The organism is Epibacterium sp. ABZ3_068 (assembly GCF_056159265.1).
The window spans coordinates 3,397,169-3,412,559 of the sequence record NZ_JBSWUV010000001.1 but is presented as its reverse complement, the minus strand read 5'-3'; the positions used below and the strand labels follow the sequence as shown (position 1 = coordinate 3,412,559).

Sequence of the window (15,391 nt, the reverse complement as noted above, 5' to 3'; positions counted from 1 at the left end):
CGGTACATCGAGCATTGTCAGCAAATTATGATCTCTCAAAGGTCGCGTCCAACGGTAAAGCGACATTTAAAACACGTCCATTGCCAAAGGGGACGTGACGCCGGATGCGAACCACTGGACCTTCGCCGCTTGACTGGGTATCGACACGCGAAAGTCCTGACAGCCAGATGGAACCCCGCCCATGAGCACCCCAAAACGCATTGTCCTCTCCAGCGACCACGCCGCGATTGAGCTGCGGCAAGCCATTGCCAAACACGCCGAAAGCCTTGGTCACTCGGTCACCGACATCGGCCCGCAAACCCCGGAAAGCACCCATTACCCGATCCATGGCAAGGCTGCAGCTGAACATGTTGCCGCCGGTGAGGCTGATCTGGGCATTATCCTGTGTGGCACCGGCCAGGGCATCATGATGGCCGCCAACAAGGTTCCGGGGATCCGTTGCGGCGTGTGCTCTGATCCGTTTTCCGCGCGCATGATCCGCGAACACAACAACGCCCAGATCCTGTCAATCGGCGCGCGCGTGGTTGGCGAGAGCCTGGCGATGGAAATCGTCGATGCCTTCCTGGGGGCCGAGTTCGAAGGCGGCCGCCATGCCACTCGCGTGGATATGATCGAAGGCTAACCACGGATCTTCCTTCCGCCTTTTAGGCACTTGAAACCCGCGTCCTTTGGCGCGGGTTTTTGCGGTTTTCCACTTGACCTGAAGCTGCTCCACCCCCCTAGGGGTTCTTGCGTTATCTCCCAAACCTCCCTGGAAAGGACGCAATATGACTTTGGAAACGCAGCCTCAAACCCGGTTGGAACGTGGTCAGAAGGCTCTCGCGGAAATTGATGGTGCAGCGGGGCAGCGTGTCATTGACGCGCTTGCCGATATTGCACCGGATTTTGCCACATATCTATTCGAGTTCCCTTTTGGCGACATCTACTGCCGTCCGGGGTTGAACCATCGGGACCGCCAGATCGCCACAATCGCCGCGCTCTGTGCGATGGGAACCGCCGCGCCCCAGTTGAAGATCCATATCGAAGCCGGGCTGAATGTAGGCCTTACCCAGGAAGAGATCACCGAAGTCTTGATGCAGATGGCCGTCTATGCCGGGTTTCCGGCAGCGCTCAACGGTCTGTTTGCAGCCAAGGAGGTCTTTGGCCTGAACGTCACGGAAGGCGCGCAATAGGCCCGTGTCGCGCGTGGACGCCAAGGGCAGAGATCTCGGGCAAAGAATTGTATCCGAACACTCTGGTTGCGTTGACGCGCATGCAGCTTTTGCCAAAGCTGGGGTAGGTCAAAACAGGTCGTCCCATGGTTTCTGATATCAACATTCCCCTGATCCTGGTTGCCGCACTTTTGGCGGTGGCCAGTCCCGGTCCTGCTACGTTGGCCATTGCCGGAACGTCCATGGGCACAGGGCGGCGCGCCGGGCTTGCACTTGCGGCAGGTGTGACAACCGGTTCGCTTATGTGGTCCTGTGCTGCGGCTTTGGGGCTTGGGGCGGTGATGCTGGCCCATGCCTGGATGTTTGAACTGATGCGGTATTTTGGGGTCAGCTATCTGTTGTTTCTTGCCTATAAAGCGGCACGCGCGGCCCTTCGCCCCGATAAACTGGCGGCCGAACCCGTGCAAGGCGGTTCGGCCACGCTTTTTGTCAAAGGGCTCCTGCTTCATCTCACAAACCCCAAGGCGATCCTGTTTTTTGGCGCGCTTTATTCCCTTGGAGTGCCCGTGGGAACCACGATGGCAGATCTCTGGGGTGTCATTGGCGCCGTCGGCATCCAAAGCGCGCTGGTCTTTCACGGCTATGCGCTGCTCTTTTCAGCCCCTGCGGTCATGCGAGCCTATCTGAAACTGCGGCGCTGGTTTGAAGGGGCATTTGCCGTGGGATTTGGTCTGGCGGGTCTCAAAATCCTGACGGCGCGGCTGCAAAATCCCTGACAGTCCTGCCGCGGCTGGACTTTGGCAAAACCTTCAAACGCCTGTCACCTGACTGTTACGGCTCAGCCATAGTTTGAATTCATTCGAATGAATGGTGGACTATGCAGAAAGAAAAATGGCGTCTTGTGCGGGATGAAATTGCACATGACATCTCGATCGGAGAATTGCAACCCGGTGACCGGCTGCCGACGGAACCGGAGCTGGTGGCAAAATATGGGGCCGGGCGGCATTCGGTGCGCAGAGCGGTTGCGCAGCTGGCACGCGAAGGCACGTTGAGCGTGGAGCAGGGGCGCGGAACCTTTGTGGAATCTGGCCCGCTCTTGGAATATGCAATTGGCAAACGCACGCGCCTTCGCCGCAACCTCATGGGGCAGGGTGTTGAAGTCAAACGCGAGCTGCTGGAAGCCAATATCGTCCCAGCGCGCCGCCGTGTGGCCGAAGCGCTGAACCTGGTCGAAGGCGCGCCGGTCATCGAAAATCGCCGGATGAGCCTGGGGAACGGGCTGCCGATCAATTTTGGTACGGCCTATCACGACGCGGAACGGTTTCCCGATTTCACGGCCCGCAGTGATGTTCTGGGCTCGGTGACCGAAACCTACAAGACCTACGGGATTGACGACTACCTGCGCGGCGAAACCACGCTGCACAGCCGCATGGCCCGTTCCGAAGAAGCCAAGCTTTTGAAACAGCACCCGCAATCTCCGGTCATGGTGGTGCGCGCGGTGGACACGCTGCTGGACGGTACGCCGATCAGTTTCAAACAGGTGATCTGGTCCGCGGTGCGGGTCAAATTCACAATCGGGCTGGAGGATTAAGCGATGGATCACAGGACGCCAACGTTGGATCACTCCGAAATGCTTGGTGTCCTGGCCCGCAGCCAAGCCACCACGCTGAACCCTTTTGCCGAAACCCTTTTGCCGCTCCTTGGTGATGTAGACGTGCTGAAGAGCCGTACCGGCTTGGTGATGCTGCCCATGCGTGACACGGCGCAGGGCACGGCCTTTCATCTGGGCGAAGTTCTGGTGAGCGAGGCGCATGTGCGCCTGGGTGATTTTCAGGGTTACGGCATGCGCCGGGGCCGCGATCTGGAGGCTGCAATGGCGATGGCGCTGGTCGATCTGGCGCTGGACGCCGGTATCGCTGTTGCGCGGTGTCACGGGTTTCTGGCGGATCAGCAGGCCCAACAACAGGCCGAAGATCACGCAACGCTCTGCCGGATCGAAGCCACCCGCGTGGATATGGAGACCTTTTGATGCAATCCGTACCACAGCCATCCGCCGAAGATACACTGGCCAACACGAGTTTTGCTGCACTTCTCGGCGCGCTCAGCCGACCGGGGCAGATCCACCGCTTGCCTGAAGCGGGAACACCACCTGTAATCGCAGCGCTTCTGGATCGGGAATGTCGGGTCTATGCGGTCGATGGTGAGGTTCGGGACCAAATCCGCGCAACCGGCGCGCATCTGACAGAGCCTCAGGACGCTGACCACCTGTTTCTGGGAACGCCTGTGGATCTGGCCGTGTTCAACCTCGTGAATATGGGCAGCGACCTTTATCCCGACCAAGGGGCCACTGTAGTGGTTGACGCCACTTTCACCGAAGGGCAGGCCTTGCGCCTGTCGGGTCCCGGTATTGAAACCTCAATGACCGTTGAAATCGGCGGCCTTCCCAATGGGTTCTGGCAAATGCGTCATGACCTGATCCGCTATCCGATGGGGTTCGATCTGTTCCTTTTGGACGGGTGCGACGTTATGGGTCTGCCACGATCAACCAAGATAGAGGTGCTCTGATGGCTTATGTCGCAACCCGTGGCGGGGAACGCGCCATCGAACAGGCCGAACGGTTGTTTCGCGCTGAAATGGGCGAGATCGACGCCGCCCGCGTGGCTGAAATTCGCCGCGCTATGCCCTATCTGGTGGACCGGGTGATGGGCGAAGCCTCGCTTTACGATGAAGACATCGCAGCACTTGCACTCGCCCAGACCGGTGGAGAACTGTATGAGGCGGTGCTGTTACTGCGGGCCTGGCGCACCACCCAGCCACGTCTGCAGGTCGCGGAACCGGTCTCGCAGGACAGGCTGTTCACCCACCGTCGGATCTCTGCCGCGTTCAAGGATATTCCGGGCGGCCAGCTGCTCGGGCCGACGCTTGATTATGCGCACCGTTTGCTGGCCAGCGACGTTCTGACTGGCACGCCCTTCTTGCCACAGCCCGTGGAGCCAGCAGAAACACCGGCCCCGGCCAAACAGCCCTCGGTTGCGCATTGGCAAGCGGCCAATGGTCTGGTGGACCTGCCAAAGGTTGACCCAACCGCACCCGATGACATTCCCGACATTACCCGCGAACCGCTGCTGTTCCCCGCCAAACGCGCCCATTCCCTGCAAAGCCTCGCACGGTCCGAAACTGGCGGCACGCTGGCTCTGGGCTATGCAGCGATGCGCGGCTTTGGCAAGGCCCATCCCACCGTCAACGAACTGCGCCTGGCCGAGGCTGAAGTGATGGTCAAACACCCGAAAGGCACCGTATTTTCGGCAGGCCGGGTAAAGGTGTCACAGGCCGAGGTGGTGTCGAAATCCGGTGACAAGCTTACACTTGGCTTTGCTGCGACACTGGGGTGGAACGAAGTGAAATGCATCGCCGCCGCCACATTGGACCTGAACAGTGCTGGCGCGGCCAAAGGATCAGCGACCGAGGAGGAGTTCTACCTCTATCATACAGAAGGGGTCGAAAGCTCAGGCTTTTGTATCCACTTCAAACTGCCCCACTACGTCACCTTCCAGTCGTCGCTTGATGCGATGCGCGATTCCAATTCCAAGCAAGAGGAGCCAGCCACATGAGCCTGTCCTCACTCACCAAACCCTGGCAGCCGATGAGCTTTGGCTTTCTGGATCCATCGGCCAAACGCGAGTTGCGCCGCAAGATGCTGAAGGCGGTGGCGGTGCCCGGATGCCAGATGCCCTATGCCAGTCGTGAGGTGCCCATGGCGCGGGGCTGGGGCACGGGCGGCTTGCAGGTGTCGCTGACGCTGATCAACCCAAAAACGCGGGTCAAGGTCATCGATCAAGGGGCCGATGACAGCGTCAATGCCGCCTCGATCCGGCGGTTTCTGGCCCGTGTGTCCGGCGCGCCCACCACGCTGGATACGCTGGAGGCCGATCTGATCCAGTCCCGCCACCGCATCCCCGAGGAAAAACTGCGCGCCGATCAGATCCTGGTCTTGCAGGTCCCCAATCCGGAACCCCTGCGACCGGTTGAGCCCAATATGTCCATCGCCCGACAGATGCATGCAGATGCGGATTACGGTCGGATGTGGCTGCAACTTTATGAACAGATCGTGCGGTCAGGTCGGGTCATGCAGGGCGCCAGCTACCCGTCGATGGTCAATGGGCGCCACGTGATGACACCGTCACCAATCCCGCGCTGGGACGTGCCGAAACTTCATATGGCCAAACATCTGACCATCCTGTCAGCCGGGCGCGAAAAACGCATCTTTGCGGTGCCGCCTTTTACCCGCGTCGAACCGCTGGTCTTTGACGATGTGCCCTATAAAGTCGAAGAGCACGGGCAGCTGACCTGTTACCGCTCTGGGGCAGAGGGGTTTTTCATGAACGAAATCCCGCAACCCGATGGCAGCGCGCTGCATGAAATCTCGGACAGTGAACTTGGCGTCAAACACATCCGCACCGCACAGGGTGAACCGGATGCCAGGGGCGAGACCTGGTATCAGAATGGCCAGATGGAGGACACCCCATGACGCTGGCTCAAAACGCGCCGCAGCTGGTGACGGCGCAGCCTCTGTTGCAGATCCGGGGCGTCAACAAAACCTATGGTCCGGTGACCGCCGTTCAGGACGTCTCGGCCATGGTCTACCCCGGAGAGGTCCTGGGCATTGTCGGCGAGAGCGGGTCCGGCAAATCCACGCTATTGCGGATGATGAACCTGGAGGAGATCCCGGACAGCGGAACCTATACGCTGGATCTGCCCGAGGTCACCGGCAATCTGTTTGATCTGGACCGGTTTGAACGCCGGATGCTTTGTGCCAAACGGATTGGGATCGTCTATCAGAACCCGCATCTGGGGCTGCTGATGAGCCATTCCAGTTCCGGCAATGTGGCCGAACGTCTGCTGGTCGCAGGCGAGCGCAGCTTTGCCACTCTGCGGGCCAAGGCCTCGGACGCGCTGGCCGCATCTGAATTCCCTCTGGACCGGCTGGATGCACCGCCGCGCGAGCTTTCGGGTGGGATGCAGCAACGGGTTCAACTGGCCAAGGCGATCGCGCTGGAGCCTGCGCTGCTGCTGCTGGATGAGCCGACCACCGGATTGGACGTCAGCGTCCAGGCCTTGGTGCTGGACACGCTCAAACGTCTGCAACAAGAGCGGCAGATCACCATGGTTCTGGTTTCCCATGATCTGGGCGTCATCCGCACATTGGCCGACCGCGTTATGGTGATGCGCCGGGGGAAGGTGGTGGAAGCCGGGCTGGTGGACCAGATTTTCCAGGATCCGCAACACCCCTATACGCAACAATTGGTGCACGCAAAGCTATGAGTGTCGTTCTTGAGGTCCAAAGCCTGTCCAAAGGCTTCACCATGCATCACCTGAACAGCCAGTTTGCGGCGTTTTCGGATGTGTCCTTTGACCTGCGTGCCGGTGAGTTTTTGCTGCTCAAAGGGCAGAACGGCGCGGGAAAATCCACTTTGCTGCGCACGCTATATCGCACCTATCTGGCGCAATCGGGGCAGGCGCTGTTTCATTCGGATCACGGGCCGATCGACCTGCTGCGCGCGGCGGATGTGGATCTGGCGCTCTTGCGGCGCACCGAAATTGGCTTTGTCACCCAGTTCCTGACAGCGCGCCCGCGTGTCTCGGCCGAGGCGTTGGTGGCCGAACCCTTGCGATTGGCTGGTCGTAATTCGCACGACGCATTGGACGAAGCCCGCCATTGGCTGGCCGCCTTTGGGGTCAAGGAAAGCCTGTGGCGCGCCTATCCCACCACATTTTCCGGCGGCGAACAGCAAAAGGTCAACCTGGCCCGCGCTTTGATCCTGCCGCAGAAGCTGCTCTTGCTGGATGAACCCACCGCATCGCTGGACGTCGGAGCGCGCGGGGCATTGGTGGCCCGACTGGCCGAGCTGAAAGCGAATGGAACCGCGATGATCGGGGTCTTTCACCACCCCGATGATGTGGCCCATTTGATTGATAGGGTGATCGACCTGACGCCTGAAACCCCAACCCGGAAGGAACGCCAAGATGTGGTTGTCTGATGTCTCTCTCGTGCTGCCCGACCGGGTGGTTGAAAACGGCGCGCTGGCCATCGAGCATGGGATCATTGCCGAGATACGAGAACAGCCCGTCGACGGTGGCCTGTCCTGCGGCGGTGCCTATCTGATGCCCGGTTTTATCGACATGCATGGTGACATGATCGAAATCGAACTGGAACCGCGCCCCGGCGTCGATTTCCCGATGGAGGTTGCACTGCCTCATCTGGATGCGCGTCTGGCCGCAGCCGGTGTCACCACGGCCTATGCCGCCGTCAGCTTCTCGCGCAGTGCAAAGGCCGGGCAACACCGCTCTTTTGAACACACCAGCCAGACAATCCGCCGCCTGTATGCGATGCGTGGCAGTTGCAGCATAGATCACAGGATCCACGCGCGGTTTGATATCACCTTTGACAATGCGGTGGGTGTACTTGCAGATCTGATCAGCGACCAGCTTGTGGATCTTGTTTCGGTCATGGATCACACGCCAGGGCAGGGGCAATACCGGGATGTGGAACGCTATATCCGCAATTACGCCAAGAACCAGAGCATGTCAGAGGTTGATGCCCGCCAGCAGGTGGCCACGCGTATCGCCCAGGGAACCCGCCCGCAAGAGGTCATTCTGTCCAATCTGCGGGCGGTTTCGGACCTGTGTCGCAATAACGGAGTGGCTTTGGCCAGCCATGACGATGATACCGCGGCCAAGGCCCATCTGATGGCCGATATAGGCGCAGTTATCAGCGAATTCCCCGTCACTTTTGAAGCCGCCGAAGTGGCGGCACAGCGCGGCCTACTGAACGCGATGGGCGCCCCCAATGCGATGCGCGGTCAAAGCTATTCCGGCAATCTGTCCGCGCGCGAAGCCCATGCCAAAGGTCTGTTGCATATCCTTGCCGCCGATTATCACCCGGCCGCCATGCTCGCCGCTGTCATGGCGCTGGCTGAGGTGGACCCCAAAGGGCTTCCCGGTGCCTTGGCCTTGATCACAGCAAACCCGGCCCGCGCGCTGGGGCTGATCGACCGCGGAGAAATTGCGGTCGGACTGCGCGCAGATTTGGCCCTTGTTGAACGCACGCCCGTTCACCGGGTCGCCGCAACCTTGAAGGGGGGAAGTCTGGTCCACACAACAGGCCAGTTGAAACCTGTCGAGAAACTGGCAACAGCCTTCGCCTGACCCCGTCCGCTGTCTCAAACCCGTTACAAAATCAATGCGGGATCGTCACGCAGCTGTCCGCAAGCTGTCACGCCGGGCGCTTACCTCTTGGTGAAACATTCGGATGAATCAGCCAGGAGCCCGCCAGATGTCCTCTGCACTGACCCTGACCAAAGTCTCGCGCCAATTCGGAGAGACCTACGCCGTCGACAACGTTTCCCTGTCTATCGAGCCCGGCCAGTTTGTCGGGGTCATCGGACGTTCGGGGGCTGGTAAATCCACCATGCTTAGGTTGCTGAACCGTTTGATTGACCCCACTTCGGGGTCGATTTCGTTTGGAGAGACCGAAGTCACCGCGCTCAAAGGCAAAGCGCTGCGCCAGTGGCGGCGTGACTGCGCCATGATCTTTCAACAGTTCAATCTGGTTGACCGGCTGGACGTGCTGACCAACGTCCTGATCGGACGTTTGGCCGAACACAGTTTTCTGTCCTCGATGACCATGAATTTCACCGATGAGGAACGTGCCATGGCGATCCGTGCGCTGGACCGGTTGGATCTGGTTCCGCAGGCTTTGCAGCGCGCAGGCACCCTGTCCGGAGGTCAGCAACAGCGCGTCGCGATTGCCAAGGCGCTGGTGCAACAGCCGCGCATCATGCTTGCGGATGAACCTATCGCCTCGCTCGATCCCGCCAATGCCACATTGGTGATGGACGGTCTAAAAACCATCAACCGCGAAGACGGGATCACCGTTCTGGTGAACCTGCACACGCTGGACACGGCCCGCGCCTATTGCGACCGCATTATCGCCATGCGTCAGGGGCGCGTCTTCTTTGACGGCACCGCCGCGCAGCTGACCGATGATGTGGTGCGCGACATTTACGGCATCGAAGGTCTGCGGGATTTCAACGCCGCCGTGACCTCCACCGCCGTGCGCAGCGCCGTTCCTGCTGAATAGCCCATAACCAAACGCAAACAGGGAGAGTTCCACATGCGTTTCCTCACTACTGCCGCTCTTGCGGCCCTCGTTGCAACCCCGGCTCTGGCCGAAGGTTGGAAAGACCAATATCAGGTTCTGAAATTCGGCGTTCTGTCGGGTGAGAACGAAAAAGACCGCATCGCGCGCTACACCCCGCTGGAAGAGTTCCTGGAAAAGGAACTGGGCATCCAAGTCGAGATCTTCACCGCTGGTAACTATGACGGTGTGATCCAGGCTCTGGCAGCGGATCAGATCGAAATCGCGCGTCTGGGTTCCTCGTCCTATGCGGCGGCGTATACGGCAACGGACGGCGGTGTGGTCCCAACCCTGACCGACGTCAAAAAAGATGGCACCACCGGCTATTACTCCATCGTTGTGACCCGTTGCGACAGCGGCATCAAATCGCTGGAAGACGCCAAGGGCAAGGTTCACGCCTTTGCCGACCCTGACTCCACATCCGGCTATGCGGTTCCTTACTGGAACATGGTCAACAAAGAAGGGTTCAAGCCAGAAGAGCATTTTGGCACCGTAACCTTTGGCGGCAGCCACGAGGCAGACGTGCAGGGTGTGTACAACGGCACCTTTGACACCGCATCGACTTATCAGAACAACGAAGTCAACGGCATCTATCAGCGTATGGAAGCCAAAGGCATGATCGAGCCGGGCCAAATCTGCAAGATCTGGCAGAGCCCTGAAATCACCACCGGTCCCTGGACCTTCCGCAAGAACCTGCCCGAAGGCATGATCGAAGACGTGACCGTTGCGCTGGAAAAATTCGCCGCCGAGGATGAGGAAGGCTTCAAGCTATATTCCTCTTTTGACCCCGAAGACGAAAACCCAAAGGTCGGCTTCCAGCGTGTTGACGCAGAGCGTTACCAGTGGATCGTCGACATGCGCGCCTGGATCAAGGAACAGCGTCGCGCGGGTTCCTGAATTCCCCTCGAACCAATCCGAAAGGGCGCGCGGGTCGCGCCCTTTCCCTTGCTGATCCTGTTCCGGTTTGACTGAGAGGCCCGACATGACACTCACGGCTGACCCTTCCATGACGGGGGCTGCGCTGGACGGCAGCTCACCCGTCAGCCAGTTTGAACGCGACTATGCTGCCAAACGCCGCGCTGCGCGCCGGTCGTGGTTGGTGGGCACAGTGATCTTTGCGCTGGCCTTTGCCGCAGCCTCCTGGATGGGCGATTTCTTCAAAGTCACCCAAGTAACCCTGCCGGACGGATCGCGAGACTGGCGCTGGATCATCCCGGCCGGCATTCCGCGCTTGGGCGATTACCTGTCACAGACGTTTCCCACGCTGCGCTGGGACAGCTTTGGTGCCGATTTTGGCGAATGGTTCTGGCGCTGGCAGATCTGGCTGAAACTGCTGCTGGAAACCATCCTGATCGCCTTTATGGCCACTGTTTTTGGCGTCATTGGCGGGTTCTTGCTGTCCTTCCCAGCGGCGCGTAACTTAGCACCCAATGGCTGGGTTCTGTGGATCAGCCGCCGCTATCTGGAGATTGCACGCACCGTACCGGATCTGGTCTGGGCGTTGATCTTTGTCTTTTGCTTCTCGGTTGGTCCTTTGGCCGGTGTACTGGCGATTGCGCTCCATTCCTGCGGCGCCTTGGGCAAGCTTTATTCCGAGGTGAATGAAAACATCGACATGCGCCCCCTGGAAGGGGTGAAGGCGGCAGGCGGCAGCTGGTTTGACCAGATCCGATACGGGGCCGTGCCGCAGGTGCTGCCCAACATCATCAGCTATACTCTGCTGCGGTTTGAAATCAACGTGCGCTCGTCTTCGATCATCGGCTACGTCGGCGCTGGTGGTCTGGGGCAGGAGTTTCGCACCGCCATGAGTTTTCAGGAATATACCGACCTGTCGGCTCTGTTCCTTATTATCCTTGTGACCGTGATCCTGATCGACTTTCTGTCCGAAAAGATCCGTCACAATGTCATCGGCCTGGAGGATAAATCATGACCACCCCCACAAGCCTGACAGCCGAAGAAATCGCCGCCGCCCGCACCCGTTTACCCGGAGCATTTTCACAACCGCTGAAACATCGCCTGACCCGCTATATCGGCTGGGGTATCTTTGCCGGGCTTATGGTCTATTGTCTCTGGTCGTTCAACTTCAGCCCCGTGCGGATCTGGATGGGTCTGGGCCGGTTGGGCGATGTCTTGTCCTTCATGTTCCCGCCCTATGTCTGGACCACATGGGAAGAGTTTGCCGAGATCCTCAAAGGGCTGGGCGAAACCCTGTCCATCGCCTTTATGGGCACGCTTCTGGGCGCAACCATCGCCTTTCCGCTGTCCTTTCTGGGGGCACGCAATATCAACCGGTTAAACGTCTTCCGCCTAGGGGTGCGCCGCGGTTATGACGTGATCCGCGCCTTTGAAACCCTGATCCTGGCGTTGATCTTCATCCGTGCCTTTGGCCTTGGCCCGCTTGCAGGCATCCTGGCGATTGCCGTGTCCGAGGTGGGAACCTTTGCCAAACTCTTCTCGGAAGCGATTGAAAACACCTCTCGCAAACCGGTCGAAGGGGTCAAGGCTTCGGGTGGCTCGCGCCTGCAGGAAATCCGATTTGGTATCGCGCCCCAGGTGAACCCGGTCATGCTGTCAATCCTGCTCTACCAGTTTGAATCCAACGTGCGGTCAGGCACCATCCTGGGCATCGTTGGCGCAGGGGGCATCGGGTTCCTGCTGTCCGACCGGATCGCCGCCTATAAATGGGATGAGGCCTGGTCCATCATCTTCCTGATTATTGCGATGGTCTACCTCATCGACTACCTCTCAGGTCTGATCCGCGCCCGGATCATAGGAACCTGGGATGGAGCGAAATGACAGACACCGATACCACACCACAACGCATCATGATCATCGGCGGGCCGGGCTCAGGCAAGAGCACCTTGGCCCGCCGTCTGGGCGCGGCGCTGGATCTGCCGGTCTTTCACATGGACCGCGAGGTTCACTGGCTGCCGGGCTGGCAGGAACGCGACAAGGCCGAAAAAATGCCCATTGTTGAGCGCATCATTGCCCAGCCCAAATGGGTGTTCGAAGGTGGGCACTCTACCAGCTATGCCAAACGGCTGGCGCGGGCGGATCTGTTGATCTGGGTGGATGCCCCTTTGGTGGTGCGTCTCTTGCGGGTTTTACGCAGGACGCTGACAGACCACGGAAAAACCCGCCCCGACATGCAGGACGGCTGCCCCGAGCGGCTTGCCAATCTACCGGGCTTTTTGTGGTTCATCATCCGCATTCATCGCCCCAGCCAAGGCAAGAAACGTGCACTGTTTGAACAGGCGCAGATCGCCAAACACCACCTGACCAGCTTCAAACAGATCAACCGTTTTGTCGCGGAGATCTCCCCGTAAATCCCAAGCAAAGGACAGACAGACATGAGCGGCGCCGGATCCAAAAACCACCTGAGCGAGACCCCCACCATCCATCCCGAGGCCAGTGTCACAGACTGCAAACTGGGCATCTGGACCGAGGTTGGGAAGGGCACGCAGATGAAGTCCTCTGAGATGGGGGATTACTCTTATATCACCCAAGACTGCCATGTGGTCTGGACCACGATCGGCAAGTTCTGCTCGATTGCCAATGCCACCCGTATCAACCCCGGCAACCACCCCACATGGCGCGCGGTGCAGCATCACTCGGTCTATCGGGCCGAGGCTTATGGTCTGGGTGAAGACGATCATGACTTCTTTGACTGGCGGCGGGAAAACTGGGTGACCATCGGCCATGATGTCTGGATCGGCCATGGGGTCACCGTGACCGCTGGCGTCACCATCGGCACGGGGGCGGTGATCGGGGCCGGGGCAGTAGTGACCAAAGACGTCGCGCCCTACACCGTGGTGGGCGGCGTGCCCGCGCGCGAGATCAAATGCCGTTTCACGGATGCGCAGGCGGATGCCCTGCAAGAGATCGCCGTCTGGGACTGGAGCCGGGAGCAATACAAGGCCGCGCTGCCAGACATCCGCGCGCTGGACATTGATGCGTTTATCGAAAAATACCGCTGAGCGGATGATCCCTTAGCAGGCAAGCCCAAGGGATTTCAGATAGGCAAACCCCTTGGGAATGTCATCCTTGCGGCGCAGTTCCAACACCAGATGCGGATCGCTGGGGCAATCTGCAAGCGCCCGGAACACCTCGGTCCAGTGGATCTCTCCTTCACCCGGCGCCCAGTGGCGGTCGGCGTGCCCATCCAGATCTTGAATGTGAACATGGGCCAGCTGTGCGCCTGCATCGCGGACAAAATAATCCACGGGCGGTGCACCAGACATGCGGCGTGCCAGATGCGCGTGGCCCGTGTCAATCGACAGGGCAATCGCAGGGGAGGCAAAGCTGTCCACCATCATCCGCCGCGTGGCGGGGTCGACGTCTTCGATGTTTTCAATCACCAGCATGATGCCCTCGACCACTGCCTGTTTGACCACGGGGCCCAGTACCTGATGAATGCGGCCCAGTTTGTCTTCGGCATAATCCGGCTGCGCCAGAATGTTATTCTGATACCATTTGCGATAGGGGGAATGCAGAACCATCTGGCGTGCGCCGATGGCCGCCGCGGCCTCCAGTGCGAGCAGAAACCGTTTGGTGATCAAGGGTCGCAGCTCCGCGTCCTTGTTGTCCAGATCAAGCCCTTCAAACGGGCCGTGAATGCCAATCCGACCTTCATGACCGCGCAGCGCCAGCTTGGCGGCCTCTATCCGGTCATGGCGTTCTTCGGTAAGCGCGGTGTGGGACATGAAATCCTGCAGTTCAATGTCCCGACCGGCGTCAAACAACCAATCTCGGTGCTGGGTGATTTCGCAGGTTTTGAGGCAGGCTCCGATTTTCAGCGGGCTCATGGATCTGTCCTTTGTGTGATTTTTCTCAACTCAGCCACGGGCAATACCGCGATAGGCGCAGCGCCCCGCCACCCAGGTTCCGGTGATGGCGGGGGCATGGCCCGCAGGCCAGTCGACCAATACAAGATCGCCGCGTTTGCCCAGCGCGATCTCTCCCCGATCTGTCAGCCCCATGGCACGGGCCGGACCGGATGAGACAAGCGACCAGAGCGCCAGACGGTCGGCCCGTTTTTCCTGATCCAACCGCGCCACCGCCGCCAGCATTGCAGGGTAGAAATAGTCGGACGCCAGCACGTCACACAGGCCGGCTTCGACCATGTCACCGGCTCCAAGGGATCCAATATGGCTGCCGCCGCGGGTGGCATTGGGCGCGCCAAAGATGATCAAATCGCCCGCGTTGCGCGCCGCTTCAGCAGCTTCCAGAACCATGGGAAATTCAGAGACGTCAGAGCCCAGCTCGCGAAAGAACGCGCGGGTTTCGGCGCGTGTATCATCATGGCTCAGCATCGCTGAACCGGCTTTGCGGCCCATCTCGGCCACCTGGCCGATCACCTTGGGCACCTCGCTGCGGCGCTCCCAGACCTTGCCCAACAGGGCGCGATAGTCTTCGTCCGAAATGCCCGCCCGCTGTGCCTTTTTTGCGGTGCGCGCTTTCATCCGGTCGTCATCCAGCGCGGCGATGGTGAAATCCGGCCCCAGCTCAAACGCCCGGTCCTGGATCGCCACATCATAGGCCCGCATGGTCATCGAGGTATGGTCATTAAAGGCAATGGATGGGTTTAGATCGGTGCCCAGCGCCCATTCGATGGTCTCCAGCGCCTCGAATGCAAAGGTTTCCCATCTAAGCTGCACGCGGTTTTCCACCGTCAGCCGTGGGGTCAGCGCCAGCATCGCCTCCATCAACTCACGCCCACGCGCAACATCGCGCAGCCCCGGTTCCCAGCTGAGGGTGATGGCATGGTATGCGGTGGCAATCCCATTGGTGGCCAACTGCCGGTCGGTGTCCAGAACGGCTGTTTCCAGCGGGAAGAACACACCCGGACGCGGCATCATCTGCCGCTCAAACGCGTCTCCATGTACGTCAATCAGCGCCGGAGCCAGAATGTGGCCACGGGCATCAATCACCTCACCGCGCGGCGCACCACCGATGTCAACAATCTTGCCGTCTGCGACGGTGACTGTTGTTTCAGCCATCTGGTCCGGCAAATATACCGTTGCGCCTTCAAAAGTGATCATGC

The 15,391-nt window shown here is 59.7% G+C and carries 19 protein-coding genes; 17 read left to right on the top strand and 2 right to left on the bottom strand.

Going from position 1 to position 15,391, the window contains the following annotated elements; all coding sequences use genetic code 11:
- The first annotated feature begins 181 nt into the window (after positions 1-181).
- The 17 genes from rpiB to ACXAEW_RS16270 all read left to right on the top strand — a co-directional run bounded on the left by rpiB (position 182) and on the right by ACXAEW_RS16270 (position 13,325).
- A complete protein-coding gene (rpiB, locus tag ACXAEW_RS16350) occupies positions 182-622 on the top strand; it encodes a ribose 5-phosphate isomerase B (protein WP_474942338.1) in 441 nt (146 codons plus the stop codon).
- Between the two features lie 145 nt (positions 623-767).
- Positions 768-1,172 carry a carboxymuconolactone decarboxylase family protein gene (locus ACXAEW_RS16345; protein WP_474942337.1) on the top strand — a complete coding sequence of 135 codons (405 nt, stop codon included), beginning with the start codon at positions 768-770 and terminating at the stop codon, positions 1,170-1,172.
- A 125-nt stretch (positions 1,173-1,297) separates the two neighbouring features.
- Entirely contained in the window at positions 1,298-1,927 is a 630-nt protein-coding gene (locus ACXAEW_RS16340; protein WP_474942336.1) for a LysE family translocator, read from the top strand.
- A gap of 101 nt (positions 1,928-2,028) precedes the next feature.
- Positions 2,029-2,742 carry a phosphonate metabolism transcriptional regulator PhnF gene (gene phnF / locus ACXAEW_RS16335; RefSeq protein ID WP_474942335.1) on the top strand — a complete coding sequence of 238 codons (714 nt, stop codon included), beginning with the start codon at positions 2,029-2,031 and terminating at the stop codon, positions 2,740-2,742.
- A gap of 3 nt (positions 2,743-2,745) precedes the next feature.
- Positions 2,746-3,180 (top strand): phosphonate C-P lyase system protein PhnG, encoded by a 435-nt coding sequence (locus ACXAEW_RS16330; RefSeq protein ID WP_474942334.1) that lies wholly within the window; start codon positions 2,746-2,748, stop codon positions 3,178-3,180.
- On the top strand, positions 3,180-3,716 hold the full coding sequence (gene phnH / locus ACXAEW_RS16325; RefSeq protein ID WP_474942333.1) for a phosphonate C-P lyase system protein PhnH: 537 nt from the start codon (positions 3,180-3,182) through the stop codon (positions 3,714-3,716). The genes ACXAEW_RS16330 and phnH overlap by 1 nt, the downstream gene beginning before the upstream one ends.
- Complete coding sequence (locus ACXAEW_RS16320; RefSeq protein WP_474942332.1) at positions 3,716-4,762, top strand: carbon-phosphorus lyase complex subunit PhnI; 1,047 nt, start codon at positions 3,716-3,718, stop codon at positions 4,760-4,762. The genes phnH and ACXAEW_RS16320 overlap by 1 nt, the downstream gene beginning before the upstream one ends.
- A complete protein-coding gene (locus ACXAEW_RS16315; RefSeq protein ID WP_474942331.1) occupies positions 4,759-5,679 on the top strand; it encodes an alpha-D-ribose 1-methylphosphonate 5-phosphate C-P-lyase PhnJ in 921 nt (306 codons plus the stop codon). Before ACXAEW_RS16320 ends, ACXAEW_RS16315 begins: the two co-directional genes overlap by 4 nt.
- Complete coding sequence (locus tag ACXAEW_RS16310; RefSeq protein WP_474942330.1) at positions 5,676-6,473, top strand: ATP-binding cassette domain-containing protein; 798 nt, start codon at positions 5,676-5,678, stop codon at positions 6,471-6,473. Before ACXAEW_RS16315 ends, ACXAEW_RS16310 begins: the two co-directional genes overlap by 4 nt.
- On the top strand, positions 6,470-7,189 hold the full coding sequence (locus ACXAEW_RS16305) for a phosphonate C-P lyase system protein PhnL (RefSeq protein ID WP_474942329.1): 720 nt from the start codon (positions 6,470-6,472) through the stop codon (positions 7,187-7,189). Before ACXAEW_RS16310 ends, ACXAEW_RS16305 begins: the two co-directional genes overlap by 4 nt.
- Positions 7,176-8,357, top strand: a complete 1,182-nt coding sequence (locus tag ACXAEW_RS16300) for an alpha-D-ribose 1-methylphosphonate 5-triphosphate diphosphatase (protein WP_474942328.1) — start codon at positions 7,176-7,178, stop codon at positions 8,355-8,357. Before ACXAEW_RS16305 ends, ACXAEW_RS16300 begins: the two co-directional genes overlap by 14 nt.
- A 127-nt stretch (positions 8,358-8,484) precedes the next feature.
- Positions 8,485-9,291, top strand: a complete 807-nt coding sequence (phnC, locus tag ACXAEW_RS16295) for a phosphonate ABC transporter ATP-binding protein (RefSeq protein WP_474942327.1) — start codon at positions 8,485-8,487, stop codon at positions 9,289-9,291.
- A 33-nt stretch (positions 9,292-9,324) separates the two neighbouring features.
- A complete protein-coding gene (gene phnD / locus ACXAEW_RS16290; RefSeq protein ID WP_474942326.1) occupies positions 9,325-10,245 on the top strand; it encodes a phosphonate ABC transporter substrate-binding protein in 921 nt (306 codons plus the stop codon).
- Positions 10,246-10,330: 85 nt separating this feature from the next.
- Positions 10,331-11,278, top strand: a complete 948-nt coding sequence (gene phnE / locus ACXAEW_RS16285) for a phosphonate ABC transporter, permease protein PhnE (RefSeq protein WP_474942325.1) — start codon at positions 10,331-10,333, stop codon at positions 11,276-11,278.
- Complete coding sequence (phnE, locus tag ACXAEW_RS16280) at positions 11,275-12,144, top strand: phosphonate ABC transporter, permease protein PhnE (RefSeq protein WP_474942324.1); 870 nt, start codon at positions 11,275-11,277, stop codon at positions 12,142-12,144. The genes phnE (ACXAEW_RS16285) and phnE (ACXAEW_RS16280) overlap by 4 nt, the downstream gene beginning before the upstream one ends.
- A complete protein-coding gene (locus tag ACXAEW_RS16275) occupies positions 12,141-12,674 on the top strand; it encodes an AAA family ATPase (protein ID WP_474942323.1) in 534 nt (177 codons plus the stop codon). The genes phnE (ACXAEW_RS16280) and ACXAEW_RS16275 overlap by 4 nt, the downstream gene beginning before the upstream one ends.
- 24 nt (positions 12,675-12,698) lie before the next feature.
- Positions 12,699-13,325, top strand: coding sequence for a DapH/DapD/GlmU-related protein (locus ACXAEW_RS16270; protein WP_474942322.1), 627 nt, complete (start codon positions 12,699-12,701; stop codon positions 13,323-13,325).
- Positions 13,326-13,337: 12 nt separating this feature from the next.
- Here the strand turns inward: ACXAEW_RS16270 and ACXAEW_RS16265 are convergent, their stop codons facing one another.
- Together ACXAEW_RS16265 and ACXAEW_RS16260 are read right to left on the bottom strand one after the other, a co-directional pair.
- Entirely contained in the window at positions 13,338-14,153 is an 816-nt protein-coding gene (locus tag ACXAEW_RS16265; RefSeq protein WP_474942321.1) for a sugar phosphate isomerase/epimerase family protein, read from the bottom strand.
- 30 nt (positions 14,154-14,183) lie between these two features.
- On the bottom strand, positions 14,184-15,389 hold the full coding sequence (locus ACXAEW_RS16260) for an alpha-D-ribose 1-methylphosphonate 5-triphosphate diphosphatase (RefSeq protein ID WP_474942320.1): 1,206 nt from the start codon (positions 15,387-15,389) through the stop codon (positions 14,184-14,186).
- Positions 15,390-15,391: the final 2 nt, after the last annotated feature.

Bases quoted from the DNA above. Each gene is read 5' to 3' on its own strand.
- rpiB (WP_474942338.1), top strand. From the start codon at position 182: ATGAGCACCCCAAAACGCATTGTCCTCTCCAGCGACCACGCCGCGATT.
- ACXAEW_RS16345 (WP_474942337.1), top strand. From the start codon at position 768: ATGACTTTGGAAACGCAGCCTCAAACCCGGTTGGAACGTGGTCAGAAG.
- ACXAEW_RS16340 (WP_474942336.1), top strand. From the start codon at position 1,298: ATGGTTTCTGATATCAACATTCCCCTGATCCTGGTTGCCGCACTTTTG.
- phnF (WP_474942335.1), top strand. From the start codon at position 2,029: ATGCAGAAAGAAAAATGGCGTCTTGTGCGGGATGAAATTGCACATGAC.
- ACXAEW_RS16330 (WP_474942334.1), top strand. From the start codon at position 2,746: ATGGATCACAGGACGCCAACGTTGGATCACTCCGAAATGCTTGGTGTC.
- phnH (WP_474942333.1), top strand. From the start codon at position 3,180: ATGCAATCCGTACCACAGCCATCCGCCGAAGATACACTGGCCAACACG.
- ACXAEW_RS16320 (WP_474942332.1), top strand. From the start codon at position 3,716: ATGGCTTATGTCGCAACCCGTGGCGGGGAACGCGCCATCGAACAGGCC.
- ACXAEW_RS16315 (WP_474942331.1), top strand. From the start codon at position 4,759: ATGAGCCTGTCCTCACTCACCAAACCCTGGCAGCCGATGAGCTTTGGC.
- ACXAEW_RS16310 (WP_474942330.1), top strand. From the start codon at position 5,676: ATGACGCTGGCTCAAAACGCGCCGCAGCTGGTGACGGCGCAGCCTCTG.
- ACXAEW_RS16305 (WP_474942329.1), top strand. From the start codon at position 6,470: ATGAGTGTCGTTCTTGAGGTCCAAAGCCTGTCCAAAGGCTTCACCATG.
- ACXAEW_RS16300 (WP_474942328.1), top strand. From the start codon at position 7,176: ATGTGGTTGTCTGATGTCTCTCTCGTGCTGCCCGACCGGGTGGTTGAA.
- phnC (WP_474942327.1), top strand. From the start codon at position 8,485: ATGTCCTCTGCACTGACCCTGACCAAAGTCTCGCGCCAATTCGGAGAG.
- phnD (WP_474942326.1), top strand. From the start codon at position 9,325: ATGCGTTTCCTCACTACTGCCGCTCTTGCGGCCCTCGTTGCAACCCCG.
- phnE (WP_474942325.1), top strand. From the start codon at position 10,331: ATGACACTCACGGCTGACCCTTCCATGACGGGGGCTGCGCTGGACGGC.
- phnE (WP_474942324.1), top strand. From the start codon at position 11,275: ATGACCACCCCCACAAGCCTGACAGCCGAAGAAATCGCCGCCGCCCGC.
- ACXAEW_RS16275 (WP_474942323.1), top strand. From the start codon at position 12,141: ATGACAGACACCGATACCACACCACAACGCATCATGATCATCGGCGGG.
- ACXAEW_RS16270 (WP_474942322.1), top strand. From the start codon at position 12,699: ATGAGCGGCGCCGGATCCAAAAACCACCTGAGCGAGACCCCCACCATC.
- ACXAEW_RS16265 (WP_474942321.1), bottom strand. From the start codon at position 14,153: ATGAGCCCGCTGAAAATCGGAGCCTGCCTCAAAACCTGCGAAATCACC.
- ACXAEW_RS16260 (WP_474942320.1), bottom strand. From the start codon at position 15,389: ATGATCACTTTTGAAGGCGCAACGGTATATTTGCCGGACCAGATGGCT.